This is a genomic window from Paractinoplanes tereljensis (genome assembly GCF_016862435.1).
GTDB lineage: Bacteria > Actinomycetota > Actinomycetes > Mycobacteriales > Micromonosporaceae > Actinoplanes > Actinoplanes tereljensis.
Genome location: NZ_BOMY01000035.1, coordinates 101,236 through 114,160, shown reverse-complemented (window position 1 = coordinate 114,160; position 12,925 = coordinate 101,236). Strand labels below are relative to the sequence as shown.

7 protein-coding genes and 1 pseudogene are annotated in these 12,925 nt (G+C 72.5%); 4 read left to right on the top strand and 4 right to left on the bottom strand.

From position 1 onward, the window contains the following. Nucleotides 1–19: 19 nt before the first annotated feature. A complete protein-coding gene (locus Ate02nite_RS50040; protein WP_203810645.1) occupies nt 20–4,423 on the top strand; it encodes an alpha-(1->3)-arabinofuranosyltransferase domain-containing protein in 4,404 nt (1,467 codons plus the stop codon). On the opposite strand, the pseudogene Ate02nite_RS48970 reads toward Ate02nite_RS50040, so the two are convergent. Beyond that, nucleotides 4,354–5,538 (bottom strand): annotated as a pseudogene (locus tag Ate02nite_RS48970) (acyltransferase family protein); the annotation flags it as partial. The gene Ate02nite_RS50040 and the pseudogene Ate02nite_RS48970 sit on opposite strands and share 70 nt — an antisense overlap. 74 nt (nt 5,539–5,612) lie before the next feature. Here Ate02nite_RS48970 and pgfA point away from each other — a divergent pair. Then, nucleotides 5,613–6,662: a cell envelope lipid trafficking protein PgfA gene (gene pgfA, locus Ate02nite_RS27595; RefSeq protein ID WP_203810643.1), complete on the top strand. Its 1,050-nt coding sequence runs from the start codon at nt 5,613–5,615 to the stop codon at nt 6,660–6,662. Then, on the top strand, nt 6,659–7,804 hold the full coding sequence (locus Ate02nite_RS27590; protein WP_438871259.1) for a glycosyltransferase family 4 protein: 1,146 nt from the start codon (nt 6,659–6,661) through the stop codon (nt 7,802–7,804). Before pgfA ends, Ate02nite_RS27590 begins: the two co-directional genes overlap by 4 nt. Here the strand turns inward: Ate02nite_RS27590 and Ate02nite_RS27585 are convergent. Together Ate02nite_RS27585 and Ate02nite_RS27580 are read right to left on the bottom strand one after the other, a co-directional pair. Further along, nucleotides 7,789–7,992, bottom strand: coding sequence for a hypothetical protein (locus Ate02nite_RS27585; protein WP_203810641.1), 204 nt, complete (start codon nt 7,990–7,992; stop codon nt 7,789–7,791). The two genes, Ate02nite_RS27590 and Ate02nite_RS27585, sit on opposite strands and share 16 nt — an antisense overlap. After that, nucleotides 7,989–9,740 (bottom strand): MmpA family trehalose lipid delivery protein, encoded by a 1,752-nt coding sequence (locus Ate02nite_RS27580; RefSeq protein WP_438871256.1) that lies wholly within the window; start codon nt 9,738–9,740, stop codon nt 7,989–7,991. Before Ate02nite_RS27580 ends, Ate02nite_RS27585 begins: the two co-directional genes overlap by 4 nt. Nucleotides 9,741–9,768: 28 nt before the next feature. Here Ate02nite_RS27580 and Ate02nite_RS27575 point away from each other — a divergent pair, with 28 nt between their 5' ends. Then, the gene (locus Ate02nite_RS27575; RefSeq protein ID WP_203810637.1) at nt 9,769–11,436 is read left to right on the top strand and encodes a hypothetical protein; all 1,668 of its coding nucleotides are present in this window, start codon (nt 9,769–9,771) and stop codon (nt 11,434–11,436) included. A 271-nt stretch (nt 11,437–11,707) separates the two neighbouring features. Here the strand turns inward: Ate02nite_RS27575 and Ate02nite_RS27570 are convergent, their stop codons facing one another. Next, nucleotides 11,708–12,880: a steroid 3-ketoacyl-CoA thiolase gene (locus Ate02nite_RS27570; RefSeq protein ID WP_203810635.1), complete on the bottom strand. Its 1,173-nt coding sequence runs from the start codon at nt 12,878–12,880 to the stop codon at nt 11,708–11,710. Nucleotides 12,881–12,925 lie beyond the last annotated feature (45 nt).

Genomic DNA, 12,925 nt, shown 5'->3' with positions numbered 1-12,925 from the left:
GGTGGTTTGGCGGTTGCGCGTGGCTACGGTCTGCGTGCTGCTGACCGCGTTGTCGTTCTGGCAGCAGCCGGGGTGGATCGCGCCGGATACCAAGGTGGACCTGGTGGTCGCGCCCGGCGCGTGGCTGGCCCGGGCGCTGCACGCCTGGGATCCGGCCGGGAACTTCGGGCAGATGCAGAATCAGGCGTACGGGTACCTCTGGCCGATGGGGCCGTTCTTCGCTCTCGGCAAGCTGGCCGGGGTGCCGGAATGGGCCGTGCAGCGGCTGTGGTGGGCGTTGCTGCTCTGCGTAGCGTTCACCGGGGTGGTGGTGCTGGCCGGGCGGCTCGGGATCGGGACGCCTACGGCTCGGCTGGTCGGTGGGGTGGTGTTCGCGCTCTCGCCGCGGATCCTCAGCGAGATCGGGGCCGTGTCGGTCGAGGCCTGGCCCAGTGCGATGGCACCCTGGGTGCTGATTCCGCTGGTCGGGCCATTCATCCGGCGGGCCCCGGTGCGGGCGGTGGCGCTCTCCGCCCTCGCCGTGGCCACCGCGGGTGGGGTCAACGCTACGGCGGTGCTCGCGGTGTTGCCGTTGCCTGTTCTGTGGCTGCTCACCGTGCGGCGCAGTCTCCGGCTGACGGTGGGCTGGGGGATTGCGGTCTTCTGCGCCACGGCCTGGTGGGTGGTGCCGTTGTTGGTGCTCGGGCGGTACAGCCCGCCGTTCCTCTCCTATATCGAGACGGCGGCCACCACTACCAGCACCACCGATGTGGTCAGCGCCGTGCGGGGGGCGTCGCACTGGCTTGCCTATCTGGGCGGGGCCTACGGGCCGGGCTGGCCGGCCGGGTGGCGGCTGGCGGTGGAACCGGGGCTGGTCGTCGCCACCATGGTGCTGGCCGGGCTCGGGTTGGCCGGGTTGGCTCGGCGCGGGATGCCGCATCGGCGGTTCCTCATCGCTGGGGCGCTCTTGGGGGTGGCCCTGGTCGGGCTCGGCCATCTGTCCACCGTGCCCGGGTTTGGCGCCGGAGCCCTGCACACCTGGCTCGATGGGGGAGGGGCGCCGCTGCGCAACCTGCACAAATTTGATGTGTTGGTGCGGTTGCCGCTCGCACTCGGGCTGGTCCACCTCGTCGGCATCGTCCTACGGGCTGCCGCCCGTTCCGGGCCTGCCGTCCTGGCGCCCGGTGCTGAGCCGGGCCACCCCGCTGCCGGTCCTGGGGCTGGTCGACCTGCTGTCGTTCGGTCTGGGCTGGGCTATCTGCGTGCTGGGGTGGTTGCCGTTGCGGCGGGGGTCGCGCTGGTGGTTGCGGCCGGGCCTGCGCTGTCCGGCGGGCTTCCGGGGGCGGGCAAGTTCTCCGAAGTGCCGGCCTATTGGCGGACGGCGGCGGCCTGGCTTGATGTGCACGCCGGCGCTGGGCGGACGCTCGTCGTGCCGGGGGCGCGCTTTCCGAGCTATCTGTGGGGCGCGCCCGGCGACGAGATGGTTCAGCCGCTGCTGAGCACCGGGTGGGCCGTGCGCAACTCCAACCCGCTGGTGCCGCCGGCCACCGTGCGGCTGCTCGACACCGTCGAGTCCGTGCTCGCCGGTGGGCAGGGCGCACCGGGCCTGGCCGCTCTGCTGTCCCGCTCCGGCGTGCGATATCTGCTGGTGCGGGCCGACCTGGACACGGGGCGCACCGACTCGCTGCGGCAGGTCACGGTTCGGGCTGCGCTGGCCGGCTCGCCGGGGCTGCGGCCCGTCGCCACCTTCGGGCCGTCGGTCGGCGGCCAAGCCGCCGGTTTCCATGTGGACCGCGGCCTGGACGTTCCGGTTCCGGCCCTCCAGGTGTACGAGGTGACGGGCGCCGCCGCGCCGGTGGGTGCCTACGACCTCGGGGACGTACGGACCGTGGCCGGCGGGCCGGAATCGCTGCTCGAACTGGCCGACGCGGGGCAGCTGAGCGCGGCGCCCACCGTGCTCGCCGCCGACCAACCGGCCGGACTGACCACCGGCGGGACGGTCGTCACCGACGGGCAGCGCCGCCGGGAGGTCGCCTTCGGGCAGGCCCGGGACAACGCGTCGGCCACCATGACCGCCGGTGAGCCGTGGCGGCTGGCCCAGCCTGCGCACGACTACACCGCCACCGACGGGACCCGCTGGCAGACCGTCGCCCGCTACCTCGGGGTCCAGGGGGTGACGGCGTCCAGCTCGTACAGTCAGCCGCTGGTGCTCAGCGGCAACCGGCCGGAACACCTTCCGTACGCGGCGATCGACGGCGACCCGGCGACCACCTGGCGGTCGGCGCCCGGCACGTTCGCGGTGGGGCAGTGGCTCACCGTCACCCTCGACCAGCCGCGCCGGATCAGCCAGGTGCGGCTCACCTTCGACCGCGGGGCCGACGCCATCCCGACCCGGATCGTGGTGCGGGCCGGCAACGAGCGGCACGAGGTACTGGTCGGCGACGGGACGGTGACCGTGCCGCTCGACGGATGGTTCGCGGTCAGCTCGGTCACCGTGGAGATAGCGGCGGTGTGGAGTGTGCGGGTCGGGTACGGCGGCGTCGGCATCGCCGAGCTCGCCCTACCGGGCGTCACGGCGCAGCGCACCCTCGTCCTGCCCGGCTCCACCCGAGGTGCGCTCACCCCGGTCGCGATGTCGAACCGGGCGCCGGCGCCCACCGTGCTGTTGAGCGCGGCTCCGTCCGTACCCTCCTGTTTCTTTCTTGACGTGGCCTATTGCGCCGCTGCGGCGGCGCGCGGATCGGAGGACGGCGCCGTCCTTGATCGGATGGTGCCCTGGTCGTTGCCCGGCGATTACGCCGTCCGGCTGTGGGCGCGGCCGCGGGCCGGACCGGCCGTCGATGGCGCCCTCGACCGGGCGATCGCCGGGCCGGACACACCGTGGGTGACTGCCTCCTCGACCGGGGTCGCCGATCCCGCCGCCCGGGCCGGGGTGGTGGTCGACGGAAACCCGGACTCGGTCTGGTACGCCGGTGAGGAGGACCGCACACCGTGGCTGCGCCTCGACTGGGCGTCTCCACGCACGGTCTCCCGCCTGCGCATCACTCTGCCTCTCCGGGCCGCCGCGGCCGCTCCGTGGGCGGTCACGGTGCAGTCCGACTCCGGCTCGCGCTCCAGCAGCGTGGGCGCCGACGGCTGGGTCACCCTGGACCCGCCGGTGCGTACCGACGACCTGACGATCCTGTTCGGGGGTGCGCCCGACGTGGCGTCCTTCGACCCGTACGGGAATCGCTTCGAACGCCTTCCGATCGGGGTCGGCGAGATCACCGTGGAATCCTCCCGTGGTCAGTCCGGTCCGGCCGGGGGAGCGGGCACCGTGGTCCGGCTGCCGTGCGGCAGCGGCCCGACCCTGGACATCGGCGGCCGCAAGATCCGGACGTCGTTCACCGCTACCGTGTCCGACCTGCTCGAACGCCGGGAACTCCCGATGCGACTGTGCGGGACCGACCGGCTGCGCCCGGCCGGTTCGCTGCGCGTCGTGGCCACCGGCAGCGCCGCCGCCGAGCCGACCCGGCTGGTGCTGCTGCCTGCCTCGGGCGGGACGGCCGCGACGCCGGTGGACAGCGTGCTGAACATCGATCGCTGGGACCCGGACGCGCGGCGGGTCACGCTGGCGCCGTGGGGTTCGGCGCGGGTCCTGGTGCTGCGGGAGAACACCAATGCCGGTTGGCAGGCCCGGATCGACGGGCGGACGCTGCAACCGCTGGTGGTCGACGGTTGGCAGCAGGCCTGGATCGTGCCGGCCGGTGCGTCCGGCGCGGTGACCATCTCGTTCGCCCCGGATCGGATCTATCGCGTGGGTCTGATCGGCGGCGCCGTGCTCGCCCTTGCGGTCCTGCTGGCCGCACTGCCCTTCCGCCGACGGCGTGCTGCTCCAGCCGGCGGGGAGAGCGTCGCGCTGGGCGACGAGGAGAGGGTTGTCCCGTCGCGCCGCCGCGACATTCCGCTTGTTCTCTTGGGTGGGCTTTTCTTGGTGGTTGCCGGTGGTTACGCCGCGGCGGCCGTGGCCCTGTTCGGGATCCTCGCGGTGGTGGTGCTTTCGGCGGTTGCCCGCGCCGCGCCCGTCATGCAGCAGCGCGCGTTCCTGCGGGCCGTGCTGCTCGTCGAGCGGTGGGCGCCGGTTGCCCTTTTCGCGTTCGCCTGCCTTCTGTCGCTGCGGGCGCCCTTCCCGCACTCGGCGCCGGGACCTCAGCTGGCGGGGGTGGCCGCACTCGCCGCGCTCTGGCTGGGCACGCTGCCGTTGGCCCGAGGCACCGGCGCACCATCCACATCGGACGTCGCAGCCGAGACCGGCGCGACCCCGACGACTCCCGCTTCGGCCTTTGCCGCCCGGACCGTTGCAACTTCTGAAGCGCCCAATTCCGCCGATCCGGCGACGGCCGGGGTCGGCTCGGCCGGCGAGGGCGGGAGTGGCTCGGGGCGGGCGGCTGCGGAGCGGGGCTGATTGAACCAGTGGCGGCCCAGCTGCTGCAGGGGCTGTTCCAGGCCGTACCAGCTCAGGGTGGCCAGGATCAACGCGGCGCCGACCACGATGACGTAGGTGCGGAAGGCGTCGGCGACGGTCGGTGCGGTGATGTTGGGGTGCACCAGGACCAGCACCATCGGATGCCACAGGAACAGGCCGTAGGAGACCGTGCCCAGCCAGCGCGCGACCGGGCTCGAGAAAGCGGTCCGGAGCCGCCCGGGACCGGCGAACGCGACCGGCAGCACGATCGCCACCGAAACCGCCAGGAACAGCACCATCTTGGCCCCGAACGCGGCCGGCGCCGGCTCGCTGAGGTCGCGCGGGCCGGTCAGCGGCGTCGAGGCGACGACGAACAGGCCGGCCGCGAGGGCCCAGCAGGTCAGCGGGGCCGCGGCGAGCGAGGTGAGCACGGAACGCCCGCCGATGGACACCGAGACGTGCACGGTGGCCAGCACCATCCCGCCGGCGAACCAGGCCGCGAACGCCGGGAACCACATGGTGTGCAACCCCATGTCGAGGAGCCCGGCGGCCATCGCGGCCACCCAGCCACCGGTGAACACCACCGCGCCCGCGCAGAGCAGCACCACCGTGCGCCGCGGTCGCCAGACCGAGCCCAGGGCCAGCACCGCGAACAGCGGCAACAGTAGATAGAAGACGGCCTCGACGGTCAGGCTCCAGGTGTGCCCGAGCGCGTCGTGGTAGTGCCCGTGCTCGTAGAACTGGGTGAACGTCGCATAGCGCAGCCAGTCGCCCCGGGGCGTGTCGGCGTTGCCGGGCAGCACCAGCAGGCAGACCGCGACCGTCAACCAGTACGCCGGCAGGATGCGCAGGGCGCGCCGCCACAGGTAGCCGCCGGCTCGGGGCCGGCCGGCGCCGTGCGCGACCGCCCAGGCGAACGGCCGGAACAGCAGGAACCCGGAGAGCACGAAGAAGATCGTGACGCCGACGTCGAGCCGGGCGACCAGGCCACCCCACTGACCGGTGCCCCAGCCGGTGGCGATTCCGACGTGGACACCGGTCACGGCGGCGGCACCCAGGGCGCGGAGCGCGTCGAGGGCCGGTAGGCGCGGCGGTGCGGTTACTTCGAAAGACATCGTTCCCCCAGGCTTTCGCTGGCGGTTACGCGGCAGTAGATTGTAACAAGTTCTACCTCAGAGGAGGTGCACTCATGCGGCGGTTTGCCGGTGCGATGCTCTTCGGTCTCGGGCTGCTGTGCGTCGTCGCCGCGGCGGCTCTCGCATGGCTGATAGTCCCGGGGCTGAAACAATATCCGTTCGATTTGAAGCCACCCGATGTTGTGGTAACCGCACCTGGTGCCACCTTTGTCAGCGCGCGCCTGCTGCCCAACGGCACCCCCGAGGTCGGCGTCGAGCAGGGCACGCTGCGCAACACAACCGGCATCAAACCAGACTTCAAGGCCGCCGCCGACCTGACCGGCAGCCTCGACGGAAAGACCCTGATCTGGAACGTGTATCAGGCTACCGACTGGGTCGACCAGAACGTGCCGATCAACCGGTCCGAGGGCCGCATCGCGCTCGACCGGAAGTCCGGCGCCGCGGTCGCGTGGAAGGGCCAGTGCTACAACGACGTCAAAATCGACAAGCCGGACACCAGCGTCTGCGAGCCGGGCAACATCTCGTACACCGGGCAGCTCTATCTCTTCCCGTTCGGCACCGAGAAGAAGACCTACCAGTACTTCGACGGCACCCTGGAGAAGTCGCTGCCGATGAAGTACACCGGCACCGAGACGGTCGCCGGCCTCAAGACGTACGTGTTCCAGCAGAACGTGCCCCAGCAGGACCTCGAGGTCGACGCGGAGACGCTGACCGGCCTGACCGGGATGCTCGCGCCCGAGGCGAAATCGGCGACGATGAACTACCAGGCCGCTCGCACCCTCTGGGTCGAGCCGTCGACCGGGGCCATCGTGGCCTACCGCGAGCAGCAGCACCGTGAGCTCGTGCCGGCCGGCGCCGCCCCGATCACGATCCTCGACGCCAGCTTCCAGTACGACAAGGCCACCGCCGACGCCGTCATCGGCCAGACCAAGGACGGCCGAAACCAACTCCTGCTGTACGGCCGCACCCTGCCGATCATCCTGTTCGTCGCCGGGATCCTGGCCGCCGTCGCCGGCCTGCTGGTCACCCGCCGGGCCGCGAGACCGGGAGCGCCGCCCGCCGCGCATCGCGCCCCGGAAACCGAAGCCGTGCCGCAGGGCTGACCACCACCGTCGCCGTGCCGCACATCCTGTTCCTCAACTGGCGGGACACCCGCAACCCGGAGAGCGGCGGCTCCGAGGTCTACACCGAGCGGATAGCGGCCGAACTGGTAGCGCGCGGCCACCGGGTGACGCTGCTGTGCGCGAAACACGCCGGAGCGCCGGCCGAGCAGGTGCTGCCCACCGATGTCCACGTGCTGCGGCGCGGTGGGCGGCACACGGTCTACCTGCGGGCCGCGCTCAGCTACCTGGCCGGCCGCTGCCACCTGGGTCGGCTGGCGCCCGGCGCGCGCGGTCGCCCCGACCTGATCGTGGACGTCTGCAACGGCGTGCCGTTCCTGTCCCCGCTCTACGCACGATGCCCGACCGTCGTGGTGATCCACCACGTGCACCGGGAGCAGTGGCCGGTGGTGTTCGGCGGCCTGAAGGCACGGTTCGGGTGGTGGCTGGAATCGCGGGTCGGCCCGCGTGTCTACCGGCGCTGCCGCTACGTCACGGTGTCCACGGCCACCCGCGACGAACTGGCGGAGCTCGGCATCCCCAGGACCAGGATCACGCTGGTGCACAACGCACTGGTCGGTCCTGGGTGCGCTTCGGCACTGCGGTCCGCGTACCCAAGCCTGGTTGTTCTTGGTCGTTTGATGCCGCACAAGCGAGTCGAGCACGCACTGGATGCGCTCGCCGCGTTGCCCGAGGCCAGGCTGGTCATCGCCGGGCGCGGCTACTGGGAGCCGAGGCTGCGGGAGTACGCCGCCCGGCTCGGCGTGGCCGACCGCACCGACTTCGCCGGTTACGTCAGCGAGCAGCGCAAGCATGAGTTGCTGAGCCTAGGATGGGTGGTCCTGGTCCCCTCGCTCAAGGAGGGCTGGGGGTTGACCATCATGGAGGCGGCCGCGCACGGCACTCCGGCGGTGGCGTTCCGCAGTGCGGGCGGGGTGTGCGACGCGATCCGCGACGGCGAAACCGGCCTCCTCGCCGACGACCCCGGCGACTTCGTCGCGAAGATCCGGTGGTTGCTCACCGACGAGAAGACAAGGCACCAGATGGGTACGGCGGCACGGGCGTACGCCGAAAGCTTCACCTGGGCCGCCGCCGGCGAACGGATGGCGGCCCTGGTCGACGAAGCCGCTCAGCGAGCGCCGTAGAAGTTCGGCGGCTCGTTCGGGTCGGCGGCCGCTTTCCCGCCCGTACCCCCGGCATTGGCCTGGTTTGCCATCTCGGTCGCCACGTCACCGGCGGTCGGATTGAGCACGGCCATCGCGGCCGCGACACCGGCGACGGCGAGCAGCGCACCCACCGCGGCGCCGACGATCAGGGTTTTGAAAGTGGTCATCGTTGTCTCCTCCTCGTCGTGGCCCGCCGCCATCCGGCAACGGCGACAACCGAACCGGCCAGCAGATAGCCGGCCAGCCCGGTTGATGGATTTCTTTCCTGCGCGCGATATCCCGGGTTGCGATAGAGCGTGAGTTCCGTTCCCCGATAGACCTCGGTCAGCCCGGCCGGCTGGTTGCCGCCCTGGACGAGAACCCATCGGATCGTGCTGTCGGCGGCCGGCCCGCCCGCGGCCAGGCGTTCCCGCACCGCGGCCGCCGCCTCGCTCTCACCCCGGATCACCAGGGCCTCCGGCCGCAGATCCACCGCCAGCCGATCGTCGGCCACCACCGGCGATGCCAGGTAGCGCCCGGCCGGGTCGTAGACGGCCGCCCCCGGATTCCACGAATAGACCCGATAGGCGGACATCGGCAGCGAGAGCACCGGTCCGGGTTCGGCAGCCACCGTCTTCGCGACGGCCGCCCACTCGGCCGGATAGGCGACCGGCCGCAGCTTCCCACCCGCACCCCAGGCCAGATCGGGCAGCGTCACCACCGGAAGCAGCGCAAAGCCGACAAGCACGAGCCGCCCGCCCGGCAGCCTTGCGGCAATCCGCTCAACCCCCAAAGAAATACAAAGGACCAGGCCGAGGGCGTACGGGATGAGAAACTTCTGCCCGTCCCGGAACAACCCGGCCCCCGGCAGCAGGTCAACGGCCGTGCGCAGCACGTCGGAGGTGCCCGGCAGCGCCCCGGCCGCACCCAGCAGCAGACCGCCCCCAGCAAGCCAGGCCAGCCGGGTAGCGGTCCCATCCGGCCATCGTTGGCGCAGCCGTCCGAAACCGAACGCCGCGGCGGCGAGCAGCCCGATCGTGATCAGCGGAACGAGCGGCGCGGCGCGACTCCCCGGCACGGCGTCGGCGTTCCAGATGCCGCCCGTCCCCGCCAGCGCGACCAGCGCGCCACCCCAGTTCTCAGCGCGTGCCGCGAATGCGGCAACCGCCCGCGAGTCGGACACCAGCGGGCTGGTGGCGATGGCCGCGGCCACGAGCCAGGGCGCGTTGAGCGCAACAACCGCAAGCACCAAACCAAGCCCACGACCTCGCCAACGAAGCCCAGCCGTTCCGGTTCGCTCGGCCGTTCCGGTTGGCTCGGCTGTTCTGGTTGGCTGGGCCGTTTCGGAACGGCCGGGCGGTCTGGCCAGGGCGAGTGTCGTTGCCAGCGCGATCAGGCCGCCGGTTGGGGTGATGGCGGCGCAGGCGGCGGCCAGCACCACTCGGGCGCCCGCGCCCGGGCGGCCCAGGCGGACGTCGCGCGCCGCCCGGACCAGCCAAGGCATCGCGGCGTAGCAGACGAGCAGGCCCCACTGGCCGATCAGCAGGCGTTCGGCGAGGAACGGCGTCCAGGCGTAGCCGATCGCGGCGACCACCCGGGTGAGGTCCCGCCGGGCCGGGACCAGCCGGCCGGCGCCGATCGCCGCCGCCGCGAGCAGGCCGGCCAGCGCGATTCGCTGGGCCAGCCAGCCCGGCATGATCAGGGCGGACAGGCTCACCAGGGCGTCCTGCGGCACGGCGCGGGGCAGTGCGCCGGACGGGACGAAAAGGTCCCAGCTCAGCGGCTGGCGAGGCACGAAGACCATGTCGTAGCGGAGGACATACCCGGCGCGGGCCAGCGGCGCCAGCACGGCGAGAACTACGGCCGCGGCGCAGCCGTAGAGCAGCAGCCGGGACCCGGGCAATCGCTCCACTTCGGATGGTTGGTCGGTTACCATGTCGGCACGTAGCGACGGTGGAGGCACCGTGGACTCATCGCCAGGCATGCGCGGCTCCCTCACCGCCCTCGGGCGGGCGGGCCTGGTCGTCACCGCGGCCAACGTGCTGGCCAACCTGCTCGCATACCTGGCCCCGGTGCTCGGCGCCCGCCGGTTCACCCCGGCCGACCTGGGTGCGCTCGCCGCCGCGCTGGCGCTGGTGGCGATCGCCACGATGCCCGGCATCGGCCTGCAGACCGCGGTCGCGGTGGCCGTGGCCCGCACCGGCGGCGCAGTCGCGGCGACCCGCCCGGCCCGGCTCACCGCGCTGGTGTGCGCGGGCTCGGTGCTGCTCGCCACGCCGCTGCTGGCCGATGCGCTGCGGTTGCCGCTGCTGGTGCCGCCCTTGCTGGCCGCGATGACAGCCCCGGCCGTGCTGTCCGGCCGCCCGCTGGGCGTCCTCCAGGGCAGCGAGCGTTTCGGCCGCCTGGCAGGCGGCACGGTCCTGCTGGCCGTCGGCCGATACGGAGGTGTGCTGGCCGGCATGGTCGCCGGCCTGAGCTTGACCGGCACGTTCGCCCTAGGCGCGCTGGTGGCCTGGTCAGTGCCGCTCACGCTGAGCCGGCTACTCGGCCCGCTGCCGTCGGCAGCGCAGTGCGAGGTGCCCGCCGGACCGCGGCCCACACCAGCGGAGGCCGAGGGCGGGGCGTCGAGGAGCGCGGGGTCGGCTGGTATCGCAGGTGCGGGATCAGCTGGGGCGCGGTCCGTACCAGCTGAGGCGGAGGGCGGAGCGTCGGTGAGCGCGGGTTCGGCTGGGACCGCGGGTGCGGGACCAACTGGTGCGCAGCCCGCGCCGGCCGGGGCGTCGGCGAGCGCGGGGACGGCCGGGACGGCGAGCGCGGGGACGGCCGGGACGGCCGGGACGGCATCTGCCGGGGAGCAGCCTGCCCTGATTGAAGAGGAAGGCGCGGCCGCGGCCGAGGCGGAAGGCGCGGTGGCCGCTGAGGCGGAAGGCGCGGCGGTGGTGAGTGCGGCCTTGGCCGGGGCAGCGAATGCGGGGGCGGCTGGGGTGCCGGGCTCGGTGGGGGACGACGCGGCTGCGGCAGGGCGCGGTGACGGGGCCGCCGGGGTGTTGCGGGGGCGGGCGGTTTTTGCGGCGGCTAGTGCGTCGCTGGCCATTTTGGTGGCCTCCTACGCCGATCTCATTCTCGCTCGGCGGCTGCTGCCGCCGGGTGAGTCGGGGGCGTATGCGGTGGGGGCCGTGCTTACCCGCGCCGCCATCTGGGCGCCGCAAGTCGTCACGATTGTGGCGCTGCCTCGGCTGGTGCGGGGTGGGGCCGCCCTTCGGGTCGGGCTGGGGTTGATCGGGGTGGCCAGCACCGTGCTGGTCGGTGGGGCAGCGTTGGCGGGGGACCTGCTGGTGCGGGTGGTCGGGGGTGGGCGGTATGCCGCGCTGGGGCGGCTGGCGCCGTACTTTGTGCTGGTTGGGGCTCTGTATGCGGCGACCGTCTTCCTGGTCAACGCGCGCATCGCAGCTGGCGCCCGTCGCCCCGCGGCGGGAGTGTGGGCGGTCGTGGCGGGAATGGTCGGGGTGGTCCTGGTGGTGCGGCCAGGGACTGTCGGGCAGCTGCTCGTCTGCGCCGTCGGCGCTGCGGCGGCCAGCGTGCTGATCACCGGGATCGCGGTGTGGCGGCGGGCGTTCACAGCCGCGCGGTGATGGTTGCGCTGGCGGCTGTTCGCAGGCGCTAGGTGACAGTTGTGCTGGCGGGCGTTTGCAGGCGCGAGGTGGTAGTCGCGCTGGCAGGCGTTCGCAGTCGCTCGGTGACGGCTGTGCTGGTGGGCGTTCGCAGGCGCTGGGTGACAGTTGTGCCGGCGGGCGTTTGCGGGCGCGAGGTGGTGGTTGCGCTGGCAGGCGTGAGCAGCTGCTTGGTAACGGTTGCGCTGGCGGGCGTGAGCAGCCGCTCGGTGACGGCTGCGCTGGCGGGGTTTCATAGCCGCTCGATGATGGTTGCGGTGGACATTGCTCCGCCGGCGCACATGGTGATGAGCGCGGTGGTGCCGTCTGAACGTTCCAGCTCGTGCAGGGCCGTGGTGATCAGGCGGGCGCCGGTGCTGCCGACCGGGTGGCCCAGGGCGATCGCGCCGCCGTTGACGTTGACCCTTGCGGGGTCGGCCTGGTGGACGGTCAGCCAGCTGAGCACGACGCTGGCGAACGCCTCGTTCACCTCGACCACGTCCACGTCGTCGATCTTCATGCCGGTGCGGGTCAGGACCCGGTCGGTGGCGGCGATCGGGCCGTCCAGGTGGTAGTAGGGTTCGGCGCCGATAAGGCACTGCGCCACGATGCGGGCTCGGGGGCGCAGGCCCAGTCGCTCGGCCAGGCCGGAATCCAGCAGCAGGACCGCGGCGGCGCCGTCGGAGATCTGCGAGGAGGTGCCCGCCGTGTGCCGGCCGTCGGGCAGGACCGGGCGCAGGCCGGACAAACCCGCCATGGTGGTGTCGCGCAGCCCCTGGTCGCGGGTGACCGGCGCGAAGCCGCTGTCCGCAGGCGCCGCTACCGGCACGATGCCGCTGTCTGTGGGCGCCACCACCGGGACGATCTCGCGGTCGTAGCGGCCCTCCCGCCAGGCGCGGGCCGCGTTCACCTGCGAGCGCACGCCGAACTCGTCCAAGTCCGAACGGGTCAGCCCGCGCCGGTCGGCTATCCGCTCGGCCGCCACGTATTGGTTGGGCAGGTCGATCGCCCACGATGACGGCCGGGGGAGGCCGGCGTCGCCCAGGTTGGCGCGCAGCGGGACGCGGCTCATCGACTCCACCCCGCAGCCGATTCCGGCCTCGATGGCGTCTGCCGCGATCAAACCGGCGATCAGGTGGGTGGCATGCTGGGCCGAGCCACATTGGGCGTCGATGGTCGTACACCCGGTGGTGTGCGGTAGGCCCGCGTGCAGCCATGCCGTACGCGTGATGTTGTTTGATTGTTCGCCGCCCTGGGTGACGCAGCCGCCGATGGCCTGTTCGACGAGCGCCGGGTCCAAACCGGCGCGGTCGAGCAGCGCGCGTTGCGCGGTGCCGAGCAGTTCGGCGGGGTGCAGGCCGGCCAGCCAACCGCCGCGGCGGCCGATCGGGGTGCGGACCGCGTCGACGATCACCGGAACACCCACGGCGTCCTCCGTTCTAGAACGTGTTCTCATATCAAAGCACAGGAG